The 21720-nt window shown below is 67.8% G+C and carries 21 protein-coding genes, 2 tRNA genes and 1 pseudogene; 8 read left to right on the top strand and 16 right to left on the bottom strand.

Annotation, left to right across the window (positions count from 1 at the left end; translation table 11 throughout):
- Positions 1-95: 95 nt before the first annotated feature.
- A complete protein-coding gene (locus FCU40_RS01550; RefSeq protein WP_168072428.1) occupies positions 96-2972 on the top strand; it encodes a pitrilysin family protein in 2877 nt (958 codons plus the stop codon).
- Between the two features lie 167 nt (positions 2973-3139).
- On the opposite strand, the gene mscL is transcribed toward FCU40_RS01550, so the two are convergent.
- The 6 genes from mscL to aroA form a co-directional block, all read right to left on the bottom strand.
- On the bottom strand, positions 3140-3559 hold the full coding sequence (gene mscL, locus FCU40_RS01545) for a large-conductance mechanosensitive channel protein MscL (protein ID WP_168072427.1): 420 nt from the start codon (positions 3557-3559) through the stop codon (positions 3140-3142).
- An 82-nt stretch (positions 3560-3641) separates the two neighbouring features.
- Complete coding sequence (locus tag FCU40_RS01540) at positions 3642-3932, bottom strand: integration host factor subunit beta (RefSeq protein WP_004617135.1); 291 nt, start codon at positions 3930-3932, stop codon at positions 3642-3644.
- A gap of 117 nt (positions 3933-4049) precedes the next feature.
- Positions 4050-6011, bottom strand: a complete 1962-nt coding sequence (locus FCU40_RS01535) for a DUF3857 domain-containing protein (RefSeq protein ID WP_168072426.1) — start codon at positions 6009-6011, stop codon at positions 4050-4052.
- Between the two features lie 147 nt (positions 6012-6158).
- Positions 6159-7868: a 30S ribosomal protein S1 gene (gene rpsA / locus FCU40_RS01530; protein WP_004617138.1), complete on the bottom strand. Its 1710-nt coding sequence runs from the start codon at positions 7866-7868 to the stop codon at positions 6159-6161.
- 146 nt (positions 7869-8014) lie between these two features.
- The gene (gene cmk / locus FCU40_RS01525; protein WP_004617139.1) at positions 8015-8656 is read right to left on the bottom strand and encodes a (d)CMP kinase; all 642 of its coding nucleotides are present in this window, start codon (positions 8654-8656) and stop codon (positions 8015-8017) included.
- A 2-nt stretch (positions 8657-8658) separates the two neighbouring features.
- Positions 8659-9999 carry a 3-phosphoshikimate 1-carboxyvinyltransferase gene (gene aroA / locus FCU40_RS01520; protein ID WP_168072425.1) on the bottom strand — a complete coding sequence of 447 codons (1341 nt, stop codon included), beginning with the start codon at positions 9997-9999 and terminating at the stop codon, positions 8659-8661.
- 118 nt (positions 10000-10117) lie between these two features.
- Here aroA and FCU40_RS01515 point away from each other — a divergent pair, with 118 nt between their 5' ends.
- The 4 genes from FCU40_RS01515 (at position 10118) to FCU40_RS01500 (ending at position 11837) form a co-directional block, all read left to right on the top strand.
- Positions 10118-10585 (top strand): TIGR02300 family protein, encoded by a 468-nt coding sequence (locus FCU40_RS01515; RefSeq protein ID WP_004617142.1) that lies wholly within the window; start codon positions 10118-10120, stop codon positions 10583-10585.
- A 213-nt stretch (positions 10586-10798) separates the two neighbouring features.
- Positions 10799-10874: transfer RNA gene (locus tag FCU40_RS01510), tRNA-Ala, on the top strand.
- Positions 10875-11054: 180 nt separating this feature from the next.
- A complete protein-coding gene (locus FCU40_RS01505) occupies positions 11055-11480 on the top strand; it encodes an Hsp20 family protein (RefSeq protein WP_004617144.1) in 426 nt (141 codons plus the stop codon).
- 84 nt (positions 11481-11564) lie between these two features.
- Positions 11565-11837, top strand: a complete 273-nt coding sequence (locus FCU40_RS01500) for a DUF1150 family protein (protein ID WP_004617146.1) — start codon at positions 11565-11567, stop codon at positions 11835-11837.
- A gap of 45 nt (positions 11838-11882) precedes the next feature.
- Here FCU40_RS01500 and ptsN read toward each other — a convergent pair whose 3' ends face one another.
- From ptsN to FCU40_RS01455, 9 genes and pseudogenes are all read right to left on the bottom strand, one after another.
- The gene (ptsN, locus tag FCU40_RS01495; RefSeq protein ID WP_035017040.1) at positions 11883-12347 is read right to left on the bottom strand and encodes a PTS IIA-like nitrogen regulatory protein PtsN; all 465 of its coding nucleotides are present in this window, start codon (positions 12345-12347) and stop codon (positions 11883-11885) included.
- Between the two features lie 87 nt (positions 12348-12434).
- A complete protein-coding gene (raiA, locus tag FCU40_RS01490) occupies positions 12435-13067 on the bottom strand; it encodes a ribosome-associated translation inhibitor RaiA (protein WP_004617157.1) in 633 nt (210 codons plus the stop codon).
- Between the two features lie 61 nt (positions 13068-13128).
- The gene (locus FCU40_RS01485; protein WP_004617158.1) at positions 13129-13740 is read right to left on the bottom strand and encodes an exopolysaccharide biosynthesis protein; all 612 of its coding nucleotides are present in this window, start codon (positions 13738-13740) and stop codon (positions 13129-13131) included.
- 54 nt (positions 13741-13794) lie between these two features.
- On the bottom strand, positions 13795-15297 hold the full coding sequence (gene rpoN, locus FCU40_RS01480) for an RNA polymerase factor sigma-54 (RefSeq protein WP_168072424.1): 1503 nt from the start codon (positions 15295-15297) through the stop codon (positions 13795-13797).
- A 201-nt stretch (positions 15298-15498) separates the two neighbouring features.
- The gene (gene lptB / locus FCU40_RS01475) at positions 15499-16257 is read right to left on the bottom strand and encodes an LPS export ABC transporter ATP-binding protein (protein ID WP_004617160.1); all 759 of its coding nucleotides are present in this window, start codon (positions 16255-16257) and stop codon (positions 15499-15501) included.
- A 7-nt stretch (positions 16258-16264) separates the two neighbouring features.
- On the bottom strand, positions 16265-16834 hold the full coding sequence (locus FCU40_RS01470; protein WP_168072422.1) for an LptA/OstA family protein: 570 nt from the start codon (positions 16832-16834) through the stop codon (positions 16265-16267).
- Between the two features lie 61 nt (positions 16835-16895).
- Positions 16896-17533: pseudogene (gene lptC, locus FCU40_RS01465) on the bottom strand (LPS export ABC transporter periplasmic protein LptC).
- Positions 17530-18147: a ribonuclease D gene (locus FCU40_RS01460; RefSeq protein WP_168072420.1), complete on the bottom strand. Its 618-nt coding sequence runs from the start codon at positions 18145-18147 to the stop codon at positions 17530-17532. The pseudogene lptC and the gene FCU40_RS01460 overlap by 4 nt, the downstream one beginning before the upstream one ends.
- 146 nt (positions 18148-18293) lie before the next feature.
- Positions 18294-18380: transfer RNA gene (locus FCU40_RS01455), tRNA-Leu, on the bottom strand.
- Positions 18381-18548: 168 nt separating this feature from the next.
- Here FCU40_RS01455 and FCU40_RS01450 point away from each other — a divergent pair.
- A complete protein-coding gene (locus FCU40_RS01450) occupies positions 18549-19514 on the top strand; it encodes a complex I NDUFA9 subunit family protein (protein ID WP_004617165.1) in 966 nt (321 codons plus the stop codon).
- Between the two features lie 7 nt (positions 19515-19521).
- On the opposite strand, the gene FCU40_RS01445 is transcribed toward FCU40_RS01450, so the two are convergent.
- A complete protein-coding gene (locus FCU40_RS01445) occupies positions 19522-19902 on the bottom strand; it encodes a DUF2237 family protein (protein ID WP_004617167.1) in 381 nt (126 codons plus the stop codon).
- A gap of 120 nt (positions 19903-20022) precedes the next feature.
- Here FCU40_RS01445 and FCU40_RS01440 point away from each other — a divergent pair, with 120 nt between their 5' ends.
- Both FCU40_RS01440 and FCU40_RS01435 read left to right on the top strand, forming a co-directional pair.
- Positions 20023-20901 (top strand): CoA ester lyase, encoded by an 879-nt coding sequence (locus FCU40_RS01440; protein ID WP_168072418.1) that lies wholly within the window; start codon positions 20023-20025, stop codon positions 20899-20901.
- 200 nt (positions 20902-21101) lie between these two features.
- Positions 21102-21720 (top strand): hypothetical protein (locus FCU40_RS01435; protein ID WP_168072416.1); only part of this gene is annotated, 619 nt, incomplete at its 3' end.

Genomic DNA, 21720 nt, shown 5'->3' with positions numbered 1-21720 from the left:
CGTTCGGTTCCGCCCAAGCATGACGGTTCGGTAAGGTTTACCCGAAAGTCGCAGGTGCTAGGGTCTCGGTTCCCTTTTTGGAGGCTATCGCGCCCATGCTTCGCACCGCCAAGTTCGCCCTCGCGGCGGCCGCTCTTTCAACGACGGCGCTGTCGCCGCTGGTCATGGCGGCGCCAGCCAAGGTCAAGCCGAAGCTCGCGAGCGTGGCGGCGTCCAAGGCCCTGGTCGCCGCGCCGATCGTCGCGCCCCCGATCGTCTACCAGCGGCGGGTCCTGCCCAATGGCCTGAAAGTCATCACCTCGCGCGACACGACCACGCCCAACGTCTCGGTGCAGATGTGGTACGGCGTCGGCTCCAAGGACGACCCCAACGGCCGCTCGGGCTTCGCCCATCTCTTCGAACATCTGATGTTCAAGGCGACCCGCAACATGCCCAGCGAGACGCTGGACCGCCTGACCGAGGACGTCGGCGGCTTCAACAACGCCTCCACCTGGGACGACTTCACCAACTATTACGAGGTCGCCCCCGCCAATCATCTGGAACGGCTCCTGTGGGCCGAGAGCGACCGCCTGAAGGCCCTGGTCATCGACCAGCCCGTGTTCGCTTCCGAACGCGACGTCGTGAAGGAAGAGCTGCGGCAGCGCGTTCTGGCCGATCCCTACGGCCGTTTCTTCTCGCTGGCGATCCCGCAACAGTCCTACGCCGCCCACCCCTACAAGCGCCCAGGCATCGGTTCGATCGAGGAGCTGGACGCGGCCACGGTCGACGACGTCCGCGCCTTTCACCAGACCTACTACCGGCCCGACAACGCCACCCTGATCGTCGTCGGCAATTTCGATCAGGCCCGACTGGACGCGATGATCGACCAGTACTTCGCGCCGATCGAGAAGCCCTCGACGCCGATCCCCCAGGTCACGGCGGTCGAGCCCGCCCGATCCGGCCCGCGCACCGTCAACACCTACGGCCCGAATGTGCCGCTGCCGGCCCTGGCGATCACCTGGCTGGCGCCGTCGGCCCGCGACAAGGACGCCGCGGCCCTGACCGTTCTCGACGCGGTGTTGTCGGCCGGAAAGTCATCGCGGCTCTATGACACCCTGGTCTACGAGCAGAAGATCGCCCAGTCGGTGTTCTCCAACGCGCCGAACAACGCCCAGCCGGGCATCTTCTATGTCGGCGCCGTGATGGCCGGCGGCAAGACGGTGGCCCAGGGCGAGGCCGCCCTGCGCGCCCAGGTCGCCCGGGTCCGAGACCAGCGCGTCAGCCCCGCCGAACTGGCCGAGGCCAAGGCCGGCCTGCTGGCCGACGCCGTGCGCAAGCGCGAGGAGATCGACGGCCGAGGCTTCGCCCTGGGTTTCGCCCAGGAAGTCGAGGGTGACGCGGCGCGGGCCAATACGGACCTGGCCGCCCTGCAGGCGGTGACCGCCGCCGATGTCCAGCGCGTGGCCCAGAAGTATCTGGCCGACGACCGCCGCACCGTGATCCGCTATCTGCCGGAGAAGGACCGACCGGCCGGCGAAAAGGACGCCACGCCGCCGATCCCCAAGGTCGCCTCGGTCAAGTACGACGGCCCAATTGTCACCCTCGCCCCCGAGTCCGAGCGCCAGAAGCCGCCGCCGGTCGGCGCGCCCGTCGCCGCCGTCCTGCCCACACCGGCCGAGAAGACCCTCGCCAACGGCCTGCGGGTCATCGTCGCCAAGTCCAGCGACCTGCCCCTGATCACCGCCGACCTGACCGTAAAGGGCGGCGCCAGCTCGGATCCGAAAGGCCTGGCCGGGACCTCCAGCCTGACGGCCGAACTGCTGACCGAGGGCACCACCACCCGCTCGGCCACCGATGTCGCCCGCCAGATCGAGGCGCTAGGCGCCAATCTCGAAGCCGGTTCGGGCTGGGAGGCCGCCTCCCTGACCCTGAGCGTCACGGCCAGCAACGCCACGCCCGCCATGGCGATCATGGCCGACGTCGCCGAGCATCCGGCCTTCTCGCCCCAGGAGCTTGCGCGGGTGCGCGCCGAGACCCTCGACGGTCTTTCGGTCTCGTTCCAGCGTCCCGGAAGCCTCGCCGGCTTCGCCACGGCGCCCTTGCTCTACGCCGGCTCGGCCTATGGCCACGTGGCCGGCGGCACGCCGGGCTCGCTGCCTCGGATCAAGCCGGCCGACCTGGTCAAGACCCACGCCGCCTACTGGCGGCCCGACAACGCGGTGCTGGTGCTGACCGGCGACCTGACGCCCGAGGCCGGCTTCGCCCTGGCCGAAAAAGCGTTCGGGTCGTGGAAGAAACCCGCCGCCGCTCCGCCGACGCCGCCCGCCGCGCCGACCGCCTACGCGCCCCGCAACCTGGTCATCGACCTTCCAGGTACGGGCCAAGCGGCCGTGGTGCTGGCCAAGCCGGCGATCACCCGCGCCGACCCGCGCTATTACCAAGGCGTCGTCGCCAACACGGTGCTGGGCGTCGGGTTCTCCTCGCGCCTGAACCAGGAAATCCGCATCAAGCGCGGCCTGTCCTATGGCGCCGGCTCAAGCCTCACGCCGCAAGGCCGCATCGGCGGCTTCTCGGCCCGGGTGCAGACCAAGAACGAGTCGGCCGGCGAGGTCATCGGCCTAACCCGCGCCGAGATCACCCGCCTGGCCGCCGAACCGGCCGCCGCGAACGAGCTCTCGGCCCGCAAGTCGGTGCTGGTCGGCAGCTATGGCCGCGAATTGGGCACATCGGAGGGGCTGGCCAACATCCTCGGCAACCTCGCCATCTACGGCGTGCCGCTGACCGAGATCCAAGCCTATGCCGCCAAGGTCGAGGCCGTGACGCCGGAAGAGGTGCAGGCCTTCGCCAAGGACAAGCTGGACCCGGCCCAGATGAGCGTGATCGTCGCCGGCGACGCCAAGGTCATGGGCGATGCGCTGCTCAAGGCCGCGCCGAACGCCACGGTCATTCCGGCCGCCAAGCTGGACCTGGACAGCCCGTCCTTGACCCGCTGATGGAGGCGGCGTCCAGGATCACGGTCCTGGACGCCAAGCCTAGAGCGTGATAGCCGAAAGTGTCAGCGGTTTCGGCGGTTATCACGCTCTAAATGTTTGATTTAGAGCCTTATTTTCCGCTCGAATGATTCCATTCGAGCGGAAAATAAGGCTCTAGCGCGCCCTTTCTAAGACTTGGTCGCCAGCAGGTCGCGGATTTCGGTCAGCAGCTTTTCTTCCGGCGTCGGGGCCGGCGGCGCGGCGGGCGCGGGCTCCTCGGCGTCCTTGCGGCGGATCTCGTTGACCAGCTTGACCAGCAAGAACACCACCACCGCGACGATGAAGAACTGGATTACGGTGTTGATGAAGGCGCCGTATTGGATCGACACCTTCTCGATTTTCTCGGTCGCGGGATTGTCGGGCCGCAGCACCCATTCCAGCTTGGCGAAATCAAGGCCGCCGGTCAGCAGGCCGATCGGCGGCATGATCACCTGGTCGACCAGGCTCTTGACGATGCTGTTGAACGCCGCGCCGATGATCACGCCGACGGCTAGATCGATCACGTTGCCGCGGGCGATGAACTCACGGAATTCCTTGACGACGCTCATGGCGAACCCCTCTCTGCCTCGAAACAGCTTCGGAGGCTGACGGCGTTCGCGACCCGGGGTCAACCCCTGGAATTGTTTGCCGTTATTCGTCGCCGTCCGCGTTCAGGCGGGCGCGCAGCTCCTTGCCGCTCTTGAAGAACGGCACGTGCTTGGCCCGGACCTCGACCGCCTCGCCGGTGCGCGGATTGCGGCCGGTGCGCGCGGGGCGCGATCGGACCGACAGGGCGCCGAAGCCGCGCAGCTCGACGCGACCGCCGTCCTCCAGAGCGCCGATCATGCGTTCCAGGATGACGCCGACTACCCGTTCGACGTCCTTCTGCGTCAGGTGCGGATTTTCATTCGCGAGCCTGGCGATGAGTTCGGACTTGATCATCGATATCCCCGGAACGCCCCTGGGAGAGAAAGGCGCGAGCGGACCTTTGCCCAACGACGGCTGAGTCTTCAAGGGGTTGCATAAGATTCTCGAACGAGGTTCGGTTAATTCGAGCCCTTAAGAACCCTTCGGCGCGCGGATGATCTCCCCCTCGGCGGCCAGCCGTCGCGCGGTCTTGTTGGCTTCCTCGACCTCGCTGAACGGCAGTTCGCGGCCGATGGAGCGATTGCTTTGGGTGAAGCGCGCGACCCCGTTGGTGAGGGTGGCCGTTCGGACGATCTCGCTATTGGCCAGACGCCCCGACCAGTTCAGGCCCTTGATCGAGAAGCCCTCGCCCTTGTTGGGCAGCACGATTTCGACCACCGCGCTGCTGTAGGTCGGGAACGGCGTCGCATAGGGCGCGTCGTCATTGGGGCCGGGCTCGCGGCGCGGGAAGGTCGCGGCGGCGCCCGATCCCGACCCGGGGAACTTGTATTCCCGGGCGCCGATATCGTCGTTCATCCGCCAGTCCATATCGGCCGAGCCGGCGATCATCACCTTGGCGACCCCATCGGGAGCGAAGTCGAAATCGATGGTCTGGATCGTGAGCCAGCTGCTGCTGGACGAGAGCTGCTGCTTGAGGCCGCGCTCGACATCGGCGCGCGGGGTGGTGCGCAGAGCGCGCGCCAGGGCCAGGCCGGCATCGCCTCGGAAGGTCATGGTCATGGTGCTCGGCGCGGGCTTGTCGAGGCCGCCCGAGGCGTCGATGTGGATCTTGCCCTCGGTTTCGGGCCTGGAGAGCGGCGCCTGCACGATCTCCTCCAGCGTGGCGCCGGCCTCGCGCACCGGCAGCCCCCAGCGGAAGGGCGGCGGACGCTGGCCGTCGATGCCGCCGATATCGCCCGAACGGGTTCCATCCAGCCAGTAGCTCTTGCCGTTGATGCGGGCGCGAACGAGCACGTGGTTGAACAACGACGCGGAGGGCGCGCGTTCGTCCAGACCATCGGCGCCGGCGGTCTGCACCAGCACCGGTTCAGCCGCGACGCCCAGTTCGCGCAGCAGAGCCAGCAGCAACACCGTCTTGGCCTTGCAGTCGCCGAACTTGCGCGCCCAGGTCTCGTCCGCCGAGGCGGGCTTGTAACCGCCGTCGCCCATGCCCAGGAACAGGTAGCGGGTCTTGTCCTCGACCAGCTGCAGCGCCTTGAAGGCCCGGACCTTGGGGTCGGGGCTGGAGGCGGCGATCGCGGCGACCTCGGCCCGCAGCGGCGAGTCGGCCGAGAGCTCGGACGCCTTGCCATAGAGCGGCGCCATGCGGCGAGAGATATCGTCCCAGCCGGAATAGGTCGTCGCCTCCAGCATGCCGAGGCGCTGGAAGCGCGCCGGCGCGCCGACAGGGGCCTTGGGGGGTTTGGCGTCGTTGATGTCGACCACCAGTTCGTTCACGCCGCCGGACTTGTCGACCTTGGGCGTGGGGAAGGCCGCCGTGGCGCGCCAGGTCAGGGGCGTCCCGTCCGGCCATAGCAGGCGAGCGCGATAGCGGCCCGCGACGCCGGTCCAGCCCATCCGTTCGAAGTCGTTCGTGCGGCCGCCCAGCAGCGGTTCGCGGTGCTCGAGCGTGTAGGCGAAGTCGACCTCGTCGCCGACCCGCAGGTCCTTGATCTGCACCGACGCGGTCATGCGGCCGTCCAGCATGGCGCGTTCCAGGTTCCTTTCGCGGCGCAGGACCAGTACGTCCTCGCCCTGCTTCAGAAGGTCGATGCGCTGGCCGTCCCGCACGATGGCCAGGGTGTGGAGCGTCACCGTTTCGCGCACCGGATCCCAGGTGACAGAGCGCGAGCCGCCCTGCAGTCCCTCGGACCTCAGGACCTTGACGACGCGGCGGGTGTAGAAGGTCGAACCGGTTCCGTCATGCCAGGACTGGCTGTCGTCCAGCAGGACCTGGGTCGAGGGGGCCTGGTCATCCTTGGGCGGCGGTGGAATGTCGGCCACCCGCACCCACTTGGCCGGGGGGCCATAAAGGGGCTTGTCGTCGGCCAACGCCGCCCCCGCCAAAAGCGAACCCGACACCGCGGCGATCGCCGCCCACTTGAGACCCCGCACGCGCGCCCCTCGACACAACTTTAACTTGAATAGTTTGCCAGGGTTTTCGGCGAAAGGAAACGCCCGCGCGGAAGGCGGCGCGAAAAAAGAAAACGGCGGCTGGATCGCTCCAGCCGCCGTCAGCTTCACCTCACAAGGAGGAGAGGCCTATTCCTTGGAAGCGCGCTCACGCAGAGCGGCGCCCAGGATGTCGCCCAGCGAAGCGCCGGAGTCCGACGAGCCGAACTGCTCGATGGCTTCCTTCTCTTCGGCCATTTCCAGCGACTTGATCGACAGCGAGACGCGGCGCGCGGCCTTGTCCACGTTGGTGATCTGGGCGTCGACGCGGTCACCCACGGCGAAGCGCTCCGGACGCTGCTCCTGACGATCGCGCGACAGGTCCGACTTGCGGATGAAGGCGGTCATCGGGGCGTCGTCCTCGCCGAAGCGGACTTCGATGCCGCCCGAGGTGACTTCCGTGACGGTGACGGTCACGGTCTGGTTCTTGCGGAAGGTGTCGCCCGACATCGGGTCGCCGGCCAGCTGCTTGATGCCCAGCGAGATGCGTTCCTTCTCGACGTCGACGTCGAGAACCTTCGCCTTGACCATGTCGCCCTTCTTGTAGCGGGCCATGGCTTCTTCGCCCGGAACGCTCCAGTCGATGTCCGACAGGTGGACCATGCCGTCGATGTCGTTGTCGAGGCCGATGAACAGACCGAATTCGGTCGCGTTCTTGACTTCGCCTTCGACGGCCGAGCCGACCGGGTGCGCTTCCAGGAAGGCTTCCCACGGGTTGGCCAGGGCCTGCTTCAGGCCCAGCGAGACGCGACGCTTGGACGGATCGACGTCCAGCACGACCACGTCGACTTCCTGCGAGGTCGAGACGATCTTGCCGGGGTGGACGTTCTTCTTGGTCCAGGACATTTCCGAGACGTGCACCAGGCCTTCGACACCGGCTTCCAGCTCCACGAAGGCGCCGTAGTCGGTGATGTTGGTGATGCGGCCCGTGAACTTGGCGCCGACCGGGTACTTGGCTTCCACGCCGTCCCACGGATCCGACTGCAGCTGCTTCATGCCGAGGCTGATGCGCTGGGTGTCCGGATTGATCTTGACGATCTGGACCTTCACGGTGTCGCCCACGGCGAGCACCTGGCTCGGGTGGTTGACGCGCTTCCAGCTCATGTCGGTGACGTGCAGCAGGCCATCGATGCCGCCCAGGTCGACGAACGCGCCGTAGTCGGTGATGTTCTTGACGACGCCTTCGCGGATCTCACCCTCTTGCAGCTGCGACACCAGCTCGGTGCGCTGCTCGGCGCGGGCTTCTTCCAGGATGGCGCGACGCGAGACGACGATGTTGCCGCGCGGACGGTCCATCTTCAGGATGGCGAAGGGCTGTTCCTTGCCCATCAGCGGGCCGACGTCGCGGACCGGACGGATGTCGACTTGCGAGCCCGGCAGGAAGGCCGAGGCGCCGCCCAGGTCGACGGTGAAGCCGCCCTTCACGCGACCGACGATCGCGCCCATGACGGGTTCGTTGCGGGCGTAGACGCCTTCCAGACGGGTCCAGGCTTCTTCGCGCTTGGCCTTTTCGCGGCTGATGACCGCTTCGCCCATGGCGTTTTCGAGGCGTTCCAGGAAGACTTCGACGGTGTCGCCGGCCTTGACCGTGGCCTTGCCGTTTTCGTCGACGCCGAATTCCTTCAGCTGGACGCGGCCTTCGGTCTTCAGACCGACGTCGATGATCGCGAAGTCCTTTTCGACGCCGACGACCTTGCCCTTCACGACGCTGCCTTCCGCGAAGTCGCGGCCGCCCATCGAGTCGTTGAGGAGCGCTTCGAAGTCGTCGCGCGTCGGATTGAAGCTCATATCGTCAGCCATGCTGATCTTTGGTCTCTAGGGTTGGGGAACGCCATGAAAGGGCCCGTGACGAACACGGTTCCCGAGCGTTCGGTTGAATCATGTTTAGAAGGACGGCCCGCGATGTTCTTGATCGCGGCGAGGCCGGCGGTGGATTTGCCCTCCGGCTAGAGCCGGTGATGGGCGCGCGCGTCCTCGACGATACGGCGGGCCGCATCGAAGGCCTGCTCTATAGTCATTTCCGAGGTGTCGAGCAAGACCGCGTCGGACGCCCGCGTCATCGGCGCGTCCTTGCGGCCGCCGTCCCGCGCGTCGCGCTTGTGGATATCGGCCAGGATGTCCTCGAAGGTCACGTCCTCGCCCTGCCCGACCAGCTGTTTCCAGCGGCGCTCCGCGCGCACCTCCGGGCGGGCGGTGACATAGAGCTTGGCCGGGGCGTGGGGCGCGATCACCGTGCCGATGTCGCGGCCGTCGATGACCGAGCCGGGCTGGCGGGCGGCGAAGGCTTGCTGCAGATCCAGCAGGGCGGCGCGGACCCCGGGGTGGACGGCGCAGCGGCTGGCGGCCTCGCCGGCCGCGCGGGTGCGCACCTCGGTTCGGTCCAGCGCCGACAGGTCGAGCGCGCGCGCCACGGCCTCGGCCGCGATCGGATCGTCCAGGTCCCCGCCGCCGTCGAGAATCGCGACCCCGACCGCGCGATACAGCAGGCCGGTGTCCAGCAGTGGATAGTCGTACAGGGCCGCCAGGCGTCCGGCGATGGTGCCCTTCCCCGAAGCGGCCGGGCCGTCGACCGCGATGACGAAGGCCATGCTCAGGCCTCCGCCAGGGTCGCCCCGAGGCCGCGCATCAGCTCGGCGAAGCCCGGGAAACTGGTGGCGATCATGCCCGGCTCGTCGACGGCCACGGACTCCTGGGCGGCCATGCCCAGGATCAGGTGGCTCATGGCGATGCGGTGATCGCCGTGCGTATGGACAAGGCCGCCGCCGCGAACGGGATGGTCGCCGCCGCGGGTTCCGACCACGGTCATGCCTTCGGGCTCCTCCTCGACGGTGACGCCGCAGGCCCGCAGACCCGCCGCGGTGAGGGCGATGCGATCGCTTTCCTTGACCCGCATCTCGCCGATGCCGCGCATGACGGTCGGACCATCGGCGAAGGCGGCCGCGACGGCCAGGATCGGATACTCGTCGATCATCGCCGGCGCCCGCTCCGGCGGAACGACCACGCCCTTCAGCGCGGAATGCCGGGCCGTGATGTCGCCGACCTCCTCGCCGCTGGCCATGCGACGGTTCGAGATGACCAGATCCGCGCCCATCTCCCGCAAGGTCGTGAAGAGTCCGGTGCGCAGCTCATTGAGCATGACGCCCTCGACCGTCACCTCGGAGTCCGGAACGATCAGGCCGGCCACCAGCGGGAAGGCCGCCGAGGACGGATCGCCGGGAACGGCCACATGCGTCCCGGTCAGCGTCTGGCCCTCCGGCAGGCGGATGTGACGAATGGCCTTGTCGCCCGCGACGCGGTCCTCGACGATCACCTCGGCTCCGAAGGCGCGCAACATCCGCTCGGTGTGGTCGCGGGTGGCTTCCGGCTCGATCACCTCGACGCCGCCCTCGGCGTGCAGGCCGGCCAGCAGCACGGCCGACTTCACCTGGGCCGAGGCCATGGGAAGGGTGTAGGTCAGGCCGCGAAGGTTCCCGCCCTTCAGGGTCAGCGGCAGGCGGCCCTTGTCGCGCCCCAGCCAGGTCGCGCCCATACGGGCCAGCGGATCCAGGACACGCCCCATCGGCCGGCCCCGCAGGGAGCTGTCGCCGGTGAAGGTGGCGCACATCGCAAAGCCCGCCGCCGCGCCCATGATCAGGCGCACGCCGGTGCCGGCGTTGCCGCAGTCGATCACGTCGGAAGGTTCGGCGAACCCGCCCTGACCCTCGACGCGCCAGCGCCCGACGCCTTCCCGCTCCACGCGCGCGCCGAACGCCTGCATGGCCCGCGCGGTGGCGAGCACGTCGTCGCCTTCCAGAAGCCCCTCGACCGTCGTCGTCCCGGTCGCCAGCGCGCCCAGGATCATCGAACGGTGGGAAATGGACTTGTCTCCCGGAGCGCGCACGATCCCTCGCAGAGCGCTTCCGGGGGCGCTCTTCAATCCAGCCGACGACATGCCGAAACCGGCTCCTTAGTACTTGGTGGTTTTCGCGAAGGGGTTTGCTTTTGACAGCGGGCTCTCGTCATGGCAAGTGACCCGCCGCTTTTCCCATCCGGATCAAAGGGTCGCCAACTTGGCCAATCCCGACTTGGGCGCAAAACAAATCTGCCCCAACTGCCAATCGAAGTTCTACGACCTCAACCGTCGTCCCGCCGTCTGCCCCAAGTGCGGCGAGCAGTTCGACCCGGAAGAGGCTCTGAAGTCGCGCCGCGTCCGCGCCCGCGCCATCACGCCGGACTATGACGCCGACGATGAAAAGGAAGCCGTCGCGCCCAAGGAGGTCGATGGCTACGAGGACGAGGTCGACGAAACGCCGGAAATCGACGAGGCCGCCGAGGCGGACGTCATCGAGACCGACGACGAGGACGCCGAACCCGGCGCCGCGCCCGCCGGCGGCGACGACCTTGGCGTCGACTTCGCCGAGGACGAAGACCTCGCCGAGGACGAGGCCGACGACGTTCCGTTCCTGGAGGACGAGGACGACGACGACAATCTCGACGACGAGATCGAAGGCCTCCCCGGCGAGGGCGACGACGACTAACACCGCTGGATAGCGGGTTTCGAACCGTCGAAACCCGCTATCCACAGGGGTTTTCAGGGGCGCGACATTTTTCTCGAAAAAAGTTCGAGAAGAGACTTGATCCCAAAAAAATCCCGGACTAGGTTCCGCGCCTCTTCGGGGAGCGACACCAGTCGAAACGCCGAAGAGACCAAGTATTTCCGAGAGTTACCGCAAGGTGTTCCAGGAAAATTTGGGGCTATAGCTCAGCTGGTAGAGCGCTTGAATGGCATTCAAGAGGTCAGCGGTTCGACTCCGCTTAGCTCCACCATCAAGGCCCGGACGGAAACGTCCGGGCCTTGTCCGTTTCTGGGCCCCAGGCGCGGTCTGCCCCTTCTTGCCTCTTGAACCCTCCGTCCACGGCCTCCACATCTAGGGCCGTGTCGTGGGGATCGGCGCCGATCCTCGGGTTTGTCTCCGCGAACGAAGTCGCTTGAGCGAGGACTTCGCGATGACCAGAACCCTTCTGTTCGACAGCCCCTTCCTGCTGGGCTTCGAGCATACGCGAGACCTGATCGAACGCGCCGCCAAGGCCGCGGCCGAGAGCTACCCGCCTTACAATGTCGAGCAGGCCGAGAATGGCGGCGTGCGCATCACCCTGGCCGTGGCCGGCTTCGGGCCCGACCAGCTGCACGTGACCGTCGAGGCCGGGCAACTGGTCGTGGCCGGCAAGCGCGACGCCGATGGCCGCGCCGACGCCGAGCGGGCCTTCCTGCATCGAGGCATCGCCGCCCGGGGCTTCGTGCGCACCTTCGTCCTCGCCGAGGGCATGGAGGTGACCGCGGCGACCCTGGAGCACGGCCTCTTGCATATCGACCTGGCCCGTCCCGAACCCGAGCGACTGGTCAAGCGCATCCCTATCCGCAGCGCGGGCTGAAAGGCCGCGCGGAACACGTCCCTTCGGCGCGGCGCTGAACCGGCCGGAGAAAGGCGCGTTCCCTCAATGAAGGAGGTGGTCATCATGACGCCCAACACCCACCACAGCAGCCCGCTCCTCACGAGCGAAGCGTTCGCGGCCCTTGGCGCGCCCGACCTCGTCTATGTCCGGCCGATCAAGGCCGCCGAGATTCTCGCCGATGTCCCGGAGGGCGTCGAAGACTTCAACCTGTCGCCCGAGCAGACCCTCTACGCCGTGTGCCGCGCCGATGGCGCGCGCCTGGCCGTGATGATCGACCGCGACACGGCGATCGCCGCCGCCCTGGCCCACGAACTGGCCCCGGTTTCGGTTCACTAGAAACAAGGAGGAGCGGTCCCCTCGTGGGGCCGCTCGGCGCTGGTATCAAGCCGCCGCGCCGGTCGTCTCGTGCGTTAGAAGCACGTGGATCGCGTCGGTCGAGCGGGCTTGGCGCAGGGCCGCGCGGAGTTCGGGCTGGCGCATCAGGCGCGCGACCCGGGCCAGGGCGCGCAGGTGCTGCGCGTTGGCCTCCGGCGGCGCGAACAGCGCCACCAGCAGGTCCACGGGCTTGTCATCAAGCGCGTCGAAGGCGACGGGCGTATCCAGGCGCACCACGACGGCGCGGACCCGATCCAGACCGTCCAGCCGCGCGTGCGGCAGGGCGACGCCTTCGCCGACCCCGGTGGAGCCGGCGGCTTCCCGCTCGACCAGACCGGCCAGAGCTTGATCGGCCTCCACGCCCAGCACGCGGGCGGCGAGGTCGGCGACCATCGAAAGGGCTTGGCGCTTGCCGGGGGCGCTGGCGCGCAGCGCCACCGCTCCGGGGTCCAGAAGATCGCCGATGGTCATGGACTTCCAACGCTCGCTCATTGTCGACCGCCTTGGCGCCGTCGCCGCGAATCCGCCGACGGCGCCGCCGACCATGCCGTGGTCGGGTTAGCTGGCGGTGGACCCGTGCCCGTTCAGCGACTTCGTGCGTTCGGGGTCGATCCAGCCGATATTCCCGTCTGGACGTCGATAGACCACGGAGAGGCCCCCGTGGGCGGCGTTCCTAAACACGATTGCCGGGTATCCGGTCAAGTCCAGTTCCATGACAGCCATGGAAACAGTCATCGTCTTCAGCGCGGCCTGGGTTTCCGCGATGACCATGGCCGCAGGCGCGCCCGTCGGGTGGTCGACATCCACATCCCAGTCTTGCTCTTCGCTTTCGTCGTCGGCCGGCGCGCGAAGCACGAACATCGCCGCGTTCTCGACCTGCTTGGCCGTGGCCGCCGCCGAATGGCTTTTCAGGCGTCGCTTGTACCGCCTGATCCGCGTGTCGATCTTGGCCAGGGCCGAGTCGAACGCCGCGTGGGCGTCGCCTCCGGAACCGTGGCTGATCAGCTGCTGACCCGAAGCCAGCTTTACCGAGCAATCGACACGGAAGGCGAAGCCATCCTTGCTGACCACGACCTCGGCGGCGCCGCCGCGATCGAAGTATTTGCCAATGCTCAGGGCGATTTCGTCTGAGACTCGCGCTCGCAGAGCCTCGCCGACGTCGACATGCTTGCCGGAAACTTGGACTTGCATGCTGATACAACGCGCTTGTCGCCAACAGGTGTCAAGCGAGCTTTGGACCTTAAGGGCGGCGTCATAAGAGCCCGGAAAAGACGGCCATGAGCTTGCGCGCGGCCAGGACCACGACGTGGGCGCTGAGCAACAACAGAGCGCCGCTGGCCGCCGTCATCAGATACCCCAGCAGCGCCAGCACGCCGTCCCGCTGCAGCAGCGCCAGGGCCAGGACGGCGACCGTCGCGCCCGGCGCCAGATTGCCCAAGGGGATCGGCAGAACGAGCACGATGGCCAGCAAGGTGCAGACCACGCCGATCAGTCGCTCGCCGGCGGGTGCGAACATTGGCCGCAGGCGCGGACGAGTGATCAGTTCCATCTGGCGGACGATCGGAACCAACCGTCGGAAGAGCCCCCGCAGGTCGTCGCGCTTCAAGGGTTTGTGCGCGAGCCGGCGCGGCAGCCACGGCGTATCGGCGCCCAGGGCGATCTGCGGCGCGATGAACAGGATCGGCAGGGACAGGATCGTCGAGGAGCCCGGCGGCAGGGGCAGGCAGTTCAACGCCCCGAACACCATCAGCACCGCCCCGAAGGCGCGGCTGTCGAAGGCCTCCAGCATCTGGCCGACCGTCAGCGTGGGGCTGGCGTCCTCGCTGAACCCCTCGATCACTTCCGCCAGGCTCTTTTCGTGCATTCCTACCCTTCCCATCACCGATGGGAACGCATGGAAGGGCCTTGGAGACGCCTTCTAAGCGGTTTCCTTCATCTGGCGGCGGCGCTCGACCGACGAGGGGATCCGCATCGCCTCGCGGTACTTGGCCACGGTCCGGCGCGCGATGTCGACCCCGGCGGCCTTGAGAATCTCGACGATGCGATCGTCGGAATGGACGTCGCCTTCCGTCTTCTCGCTGTCGACCAGCGCCCGGATCTTGTGGCGAACGCTGGCGGCCGAGTGGGCCTCGCCGCCTTCCGAGGACTGGATGGCCGAGGTGAAGAAGAACTTCAGCTCGAACACGCCGCGCGGCGTGGAGATATACTTGTTGGACGTGACGCGGCTGACCGTGCTCTCGTGCATTCCGATCGCGTCGGCGACGGTCTTCAGGTTCAGCGGCCGCAAGTGCTCGACGCCATAGGCCAGGAAGCCATCCTGCTGGCGCACGATCTCGCTGGAGACCTTCAGGATGGTCTTGGCGCGTTGATCCAGGCTTTTCACCAGCCAGTTGGCGCTGGCCATGCAGTCGGCGACGAAGGTCTTTTCCTGATCGCTGCGCGCGCCCTTGGAAACGCGGGCATGGTAGCGCTGGTCGACCAGCACGCGCGGCAGGGTGTCGGTGTTCAGCTCCACATGCCAGAGGCCGCCGAGCCCCTCGCGCACCATCACGTCCGGCACCAGGGTCTCGGCCGGCTCGCTGTGATAGGCCGCGCCCGGACGCGGGGTCAGGGCGCGGATCTCGGCGATCATCTCGCGCAGGTCCTCGTCGTCGACGCCGCAGAGCCGACGCAGGGCCGCCAGGTCGCGCTTGGCCAGCAGCTCGAGATTATCCAGCATCGCGGCCATGGCCGGATCGTGGCGGTTCCGGTCCTTCAGCTGCAGCGCCAGGCACTCGCGGACATCGCGGGCGAAGACGCCGACCGGCTCGAAGCCCTGCAGGGTGGTCAGCACCGCCTCGACCAGGGTCAGAGGGCAGCCCAGTCGCTCGGCCAGTTCCGCCACGTCCAGGCGCAGGTAGCCGCCGTCGTCGACGGCGTCGATCAGGATCTCGGCGATGGCGTTGCGCGCGGGGTCGAGGCCGGCCTGGACCAGTTGAGCGCGCAGATGCGCGGCCAGGGTCGGAACCTCGGTCAGAGCGCTCTCATAGCCGTCGTCGCCGTCAAAGCCGCCGCCGCCCGCCCGCGACCAGTCGATCTGGCCGCCCGCCTGCTCGGCCGCGGACTCGGACTCCGCGCCGTCGCCGGTGGCGCGCTCGCCGGGTGAAACATCCTCCGGCGGAGCGTCCATCTCGCGGCCGGCCGTCGTATCGGCCACGGCGTCGACGTGGGTCAGGCTGGCGTCGCGAGCAGGTTCGACATCACCCGACGGCTCGTGATCGCCCTCATCGCGTTGCAGGAGCGGATTGCGCTCCAGCTCGGCCTCGACGAAGGCGTCGAGCTCGATGTTGGACAGCTGCAGCAGCTTGATGGCCTGCTGCAGTTGCGGGGTGATGACAAGGCCCTGACCCTGACGGATCTCGAGGCGGTGGCTGAGCGCCAATGCGCCCTCCTGACGAACGAAAACTTCGACCGTCATTGAAGGGGCGTTTTGGTTAACGGGTCGCCAACGCCTGCAATAATCGGGCCGGTGCGACCTTCCGTCCCGAAGGGGATCGGCCCGAGCGCCTTAAGCCTTTATCATCAAGGACTTAGTCAATCGCGAGACGGGCTGGGCGTGTCTCGCCGCCCGCCCTCTGGCGGATTAATCCCCAAGCCGGGGTTCGGAGAAGCTGTCGCCCAGATAGACGCGCTTCACTTCCGGGTTCTCGACGATTTCCTTGGGCGAACCCTCGAACAGCACCTCGCCCGCGTGGATGATCGAGGCGCGGTCGATGATGTCCAGCGTCTCGCGCACGTTGTGGTCGGTGATCAGGATCCCGATGCCGCGCCCCTTCAGATAGGTGATGACGTCGCGGATGTCGGCGATGGCCAGCGGGTCGATGCCGGCGAACGGCTCGTCCAGCAGCATGAACGACGGCTCGCTGGCCAGGGCTCGGGCGATTTCCACGCGTCGACGTTCGCCACCCGACAGGGCGACGGCCGGCGACTTGCGGATATGGGTGATGCGCAGCTCTTCCAGGATGCCGGTGACCTGCTCGCGCGCCTTGCGCTGATCCTTCTGACGCATCTCGACCACGGCCATGACATTCTGCTCGACCGTCATGCCCCGGAAGATCGACGCCTCCTGCGGCAGATAGCCGACGCCGAGGCGGGCGCGCTGGAACATCGGCTGGGCGGTGATGTTTTCGCCGTCCAGATAGATCGCGCCATAGTCGGCGGCGATCAGGCCGGTGACCATGTAGAAGCAGGTGGTCTTGCCCGCGCCGTTGGGGCCGAGCAGGCCGGCGACCTCGCCGCGCTTCAGGCGCAGGGACACGTTCTTGACGACCGGGCGGTCGCCGAACGACTTGCCGACGGAATCGACGAACAGGCCGTCCGCGTCGCTGGGAGACAGGGTCATGCGGGTCCTACTGGCGCGGGGCGGGCGGCGTCTGGGCCGGGGCCGACGCGTCGTTCTTGTTGTCTTCCTGATAGAACACCGCGCGGACGCGGCGCGGGGCGGCGCGGCCAGGCGTGTTGGACTCCAGACGAGCGTCGTTGGTCTTGGTGTTGACGGTCAGCTTGTCGCCACGCGCCACATCCTTGCCCTTCACGACCACCACGTCGCCGGTCAGGACCGCGATATTGTTGTCAAAGGTGTAGACCGCGTGCTCGCCACGCGCCTGTTGCAGCTCGTTGACCAGATAGACCGGTCCTTCGGCTTCCATGCGCTGGGCGTTGCCGCAAGCGTTCTCCGCCCCGGGCTTCTTGGCGCTGTAGACCGTGACCAGCGAGGCGCGCATCCGGGAGCGGTTCTGCAGAATTTCCACGTTACCGCGGAAAATCGTGATGCACCGGCTGTTGATCGTTTCCTGCTGATCGGCGGCCACATCGATCGGCGTGCTGGAATCGCCCTTCTGAGCATAGGCCGCGCCGCTGGCCCCAATCCCACACAGGATCAACGCGGTCGTCGCCGCCGCGGCCGTCCATCGCTTCATCAGAACCATGTCCTCATCCGTCGCGATCCGCCTTCCGAAGCGAACCGGCGCTATTTCTTCTTTACTGCCGTTCGAACCGCGCGCGAACCCCGCCGCGGAAGACGATGCGATCGCCCTTGTCATATACGGAGTAGGCGCTGGATTGCACCTGTCCGGTGGGACCTTCGCCGTTCATCGTGGTCTCGCCCGTGACATTTCCGGTCTTGGTGTCGACCAGGGACGCCTCGGACGCGAACCGATAGCCCGCCCCGTCGTCCAGCCGGACGTCGCCCTTCAGGTCCAGGCTGAAGTCGTCCTGGCGGTAGACGCCGTGCTTGGCGGTCATGCGCGTGGGGGTCGGCGAGCCCAGCCCCAGGGTCAGGGCCGGCTCGTCCAGAAAGATGCGGCGCGGGTCGGCGTCGTCGCGAACGGCCGAGCGCGCGGTGATCTTGAAGCTGCGCCCGTCGCTGGACTGGCCGTAGAATCGCGGCGTGATCAGGCGGATCTCGGTCTTGGCTTCGACCAGCGGGTGGGTCGCGGCCATGTAGGAGCGCCAACCGACCTGAACGCCGATCATGGCCACCATGAAGGCGATCCCGGCGGGCAGGACCACGCGGGCCAGCTTGACGCGGCGCGAACGACGACGCCAGCGCGCCAGGTCGGCGCTCATCGATCGTCCGGTCATGGCCGCGGCCGTGGTCATTCGCGTCCCGTCGTCAGCTGTGGGCGAAGATATCAACGTCCTCCCAGCCCGCCAGGTCCAGGGACGCGCGGTGAGGAAGGTAGTCGAAGGCCGCCCGCGCCAGGCCCATGCGGCCCTCGCGCTCAAGCATGACATTGAGCTTTTCACGCAGGGCGTGCAGGTGCAGCACGTCCGAGGCCGCGTAGGCCACCTGGTCGGCGCTGAGCGTCGGCGCGCCCCAGTCCGAAGACTGCTGAGCCTTGGACAGTTCCACGCCCAGCAACTCGCGCGTCACGTCCTTCAGGCCGTGGCGGTCGGTATAGGTGCGGGCCAGCTTCGAGGCGATCTTGGTGCAGTAGACGGGCGCGGTCACGACTCCCAGATGGAGTTCGAACATGGCGATATCAAAGCGGCCGAAGTGAAAAAGCTTCAGTATGGCCGGATCGGTCAGCAGCGCCTTCAGGTTGGGGCAGTCGTAGCCGGGGCGCTTGAGACGGACGACATGGGCGTCGCCGTCGCCGGACGACAGCTGGACCACGCACAACGGATCGCGGCCCAGGCGCAGACCCATGGTCTCCGAATCGATCGCGATGATGGAAGCGCCGGCGAACACGCCGTCGGGAAGGTCGCCTTCGTGAACAAAATTGGCCAAGTCTCAGAATTCTCCGCTGGACTTCGTCGCGTCGAACGGTCGCGCCGGATCTCACGCCCAATATAGGCGCGCGACACTTATACTCACGATGAACGGGATATCTAGTTTGGCGCCACCCCGGCTTCCGAAGAAGCTTGGTAAAGGGGTGGTGCCCAGGAGAGGACTCGAACCTCCACGGCCGTTAAGCCACTGGTACCTGAAACCAGCGCGTCTACCAATTCCGCCACCTGGGCCCGCTGTCGCAACCGCTTAGGTCGCCGCGAGGCCGGGACGTTTAGGGAAAGCTTCAGACCGCGTCAACAGACAAAAAACGACAAATCGTGATTTCTTGCGGACAAGCGCCGCGTCGTCTAATCCCCCCATTATCGCGGTGGAGTCATCGCTTGCGACGAGGGACGAAGATGCAAGGTCTGGTCACGGTGTTCGGCGGCACGGGTTTCGTGGGCGGCCAGGTCGTGCGGGCGCTCGCCAAGGCGGGCCATCGGGTGCGGGTGGCGGTGCGCCAGCCGAACCTGGCCTATCGCATGCGGATGCTCGGCGATGTCGGCCAGATCGAGGTCGTGCAGGCCAATGTCCGCAACCCGGCCTCGGTGGCCCGCGCGCTGGCGGGCGCCGAGGCCTGCGTGAACCTGGTCGGCGTGCTCTGGGAGAGCGGCCGCCAGAAGTTCCAGTCGATCCACATGATGGGCGCGCGCAACGTCGCCAAGGCCGCGGCCGACGCCGGCGTCAAGCATCTGGTCCACGTCAGCGCGATCGGCGCCGACGTGGACGCCGTCGCCAAATATGCCCGCACGAAGGGCGAAGGCGAGGTCGCGGTGCGCGAGGCGTTCCCGGGCGCGACGATCGTCCGGCCCTCGATCGTGTTCGGTCCCGAGGATGACTTCTTCAACCGCTTCGCCCAGATGGCCGCCCTGGCGCCGGTGCTGCCGCTGGTCGGCGGCGACACCCGGTTCCAGCCGGTGTTCGTCGGCGACGTGGCCGCCGTGATCGCCAAGGCGGTCTCCGACCCAGCCGCCGTCGGCGTGACCTATGAGCTGGGCGGCCCGACCGTCTATACGATGCGCGAGATTCTCGAGCTGATCCTGACCGAGACCGGCCGCAAGCGTCCGCTGGCGCCCGTTCCGTGGCCGGTGGCGTCGCTGATCGGTTCGCTGGGCGACATCCAGGCCTCGATCCTGCCGCTCGCCCCCCCGCTGACCACCGACCAGGTCGAGATGCTGAAGAGCGACAACGTCGCCGAGGCCGGCCTGCCGGGCCTGGCCGAGGCGGGGGTCACGCCGACCGCCGTCGAGGCCGTCATCCCGTCGTACCTCTACCGCTACCGCAAGGGCGGCCAGTACGCTCCGACCCCCGCTGGCGCATTCTAGATTCGGGTCAAGCGGCGGCGTGGTCCTTGAGCACGCCCAGCGGCACGACGGCCAGCATCTCCTCGTGCGTGGCCTCCAGCACGACCTGGGGCGCCATGCCGGCCTCCAGGGCCTCCGTCCAGCGGCCGGCGCACAGGCACCAGCGGTCGCCGGCCTTCAGCCCCGGAAAGGCCAGGTCCGGCCGAGGCGTCGACAGGTCGTTGCCGCGCGCCTTGGAGAAGGCCAGGAAGTCATCGGTCATCACCGCGCAGACGGTGTGCAGGCCCAGGTCGTGCGGACCGGTCTCGCAGCAGCCGTTGCGGTAGAAGCCCGTCAGCGGATCCATCGAGCACGGGGCCAGCTCGCCCCCCAGCACGTTGCGCGCGCTCTTGTCATACCGCGTGGTCATGGCGCGATCCTACGCGCGCGCCCGGCGGCGCCAAGCCGGTTCGCGCGATTCTCGCACGGGAAAGCTTTTGCCGCGTCGCGGCGCTGGTAAGGTCCGCCGGACAGGACGCAGGGGAATTTCATGACCGACGCCGCCATCCGCCCGCGCCGCAGCGCGCTCTACATGCCGGCCTCGAACGCCAAGGCGGTCGAGAAGGCCCGGACGCTGCCCGCCGACGTGATCATCCTGGATCTGGAGGACGCCGTCGCCCCCGAGACCAAGCCTGCGGCCCGCGAGGCGGCTGTCGCTGCGGTCAAGGCCGGCGGCTTCGGCGCGCGCGAGGTCGTGATCCGCGTCAACGGTCTCGACACCCCCTGGGGCGCCGAGGACCTTCGCGCCGCCGCCGAGGCCGGTCCAGACGCGGTTCTGGTTCCCAAGGTCGATGACGCCGCCGACGTGCGCCTCTACGACCAGCATCTGAACGCCGCCCCGCCGCACACCCGGCTCTGGACTATGATCGAAACGGCCAAGGCCGCCTTCCACCTGTGGGAAATCGCCGGCGCGGTCCATGGCACGCGGCTGTCGACCTGGGTCATGGGCGTCAACGACTTCGCCAAGGAAATGCGGGCGCGCCAGACGCCCGATCGCGCGCCGTTCCTGCCCCTGTTGACCCTGTCGGTTGCCGCCGCTCGCGCCCATGGCCTGACCATTCTGGACGGCGTGCACAACGACATCGAAGACCTGGCGGCCCTGGAAGCCGTCTGCGTGCAGGGCGTCGATTTCGGCTTCGACGGCAAGACCCTGATCCATCCCAAGCACCTGGAGATCTGCAACAAGGTCTTCTCCCCGTCGCCCGAGGAGATCGCCTGGAGCCAGGCGGTGATCACGGCCTTCAACGCGCCCGAAAATGCTGGCAAAGGAGCCTTGCGGGTCGACGGCAAGATGGCCGAACGCTTGCATCTGGCTCAGGCCGAGCGTCTTGTCGCCGTCGCGGCGGCGATCGCGGGCCAGGGGGACTAAGAAGGGTTCGTATGCGGGCTATTGTTCTATCCGTCGTCTTGGTCGCTAGCCCGGCACTGGCCCAGCAAGCTCCGACCGCGACGCCCGCTCCCGCCCCTTCGAGCGCCGTTCAGTCCCCGGCGCCGACGCCGGCTCAACCCGCCCCGCGAAACCCCGCCACGCCGGACGATTCCTCGCGGATTCCCCAGGCCCTCGACCCGATGGCCGACCTGATCGCCCAGCAGAACGGTCAGGCCCAGACCACGGACGAGGAGGAGGTCGAGGCCGCCGGCAAGCCCGCGCCCCGCCACAAGGCCACGATCCTGCCGATCCCGGCGCCGGAACCGGCGACGCCCGCCGTCCCCGGCGGGGCCCTGACCACCGCCCAGATCTACGAGCTGCGCGTCAAGGGCTCGATCGCCGCCGCCCAAACCCTGCAAGGCCCGCTGGACGGCGGCTGGCGCGTGACGGGCCCCGACGGCGCCCAACTCTACGCCCTGCAAATTGTCGACAAGGCCGGCGGCTACGCCCCGCTGGAAGGCGCCTGGCGCGACCCGCGTCGTCCCGGGACCGTCGGCTCGACCGGTCTGATCGACGATCTGGGCCGCAACGGCGCCGACCTCGTGGTCCGTTTCAGCCCCAAGGGCGGTCAGTCCTCGATCCTGACGCTGAGGCCTCGGGACGACACCCATTGGGTGGGCGAACTGGTCGAGGACGGGCGGACCCAGACGGTTGTGGCCGAACACCTGCTGCCCCAGGCGCCGGCCGGCTTCGTCGCGCAGGGACGCGGCCCCTATGTCTGGCCGCCGCGCGTGGCCGCCGTCAGCCGTTCGGCCGAGG

Origin of the sequence: Caulobacter sp. SSI4214 (genome assembly GCF_012184455.1) — a bacterium.
Taxonomy (GTDB): domain Bacteria; phylum Pseudomonadota; class Alphaproteobacteria; order Caulobacterales; family Caulobacteraceae; genus Caulobacter; species Caulobacter vibrioides_E.
This window is presented reverse-complemented; position numbering and strand designations above follow the sequence as displayed.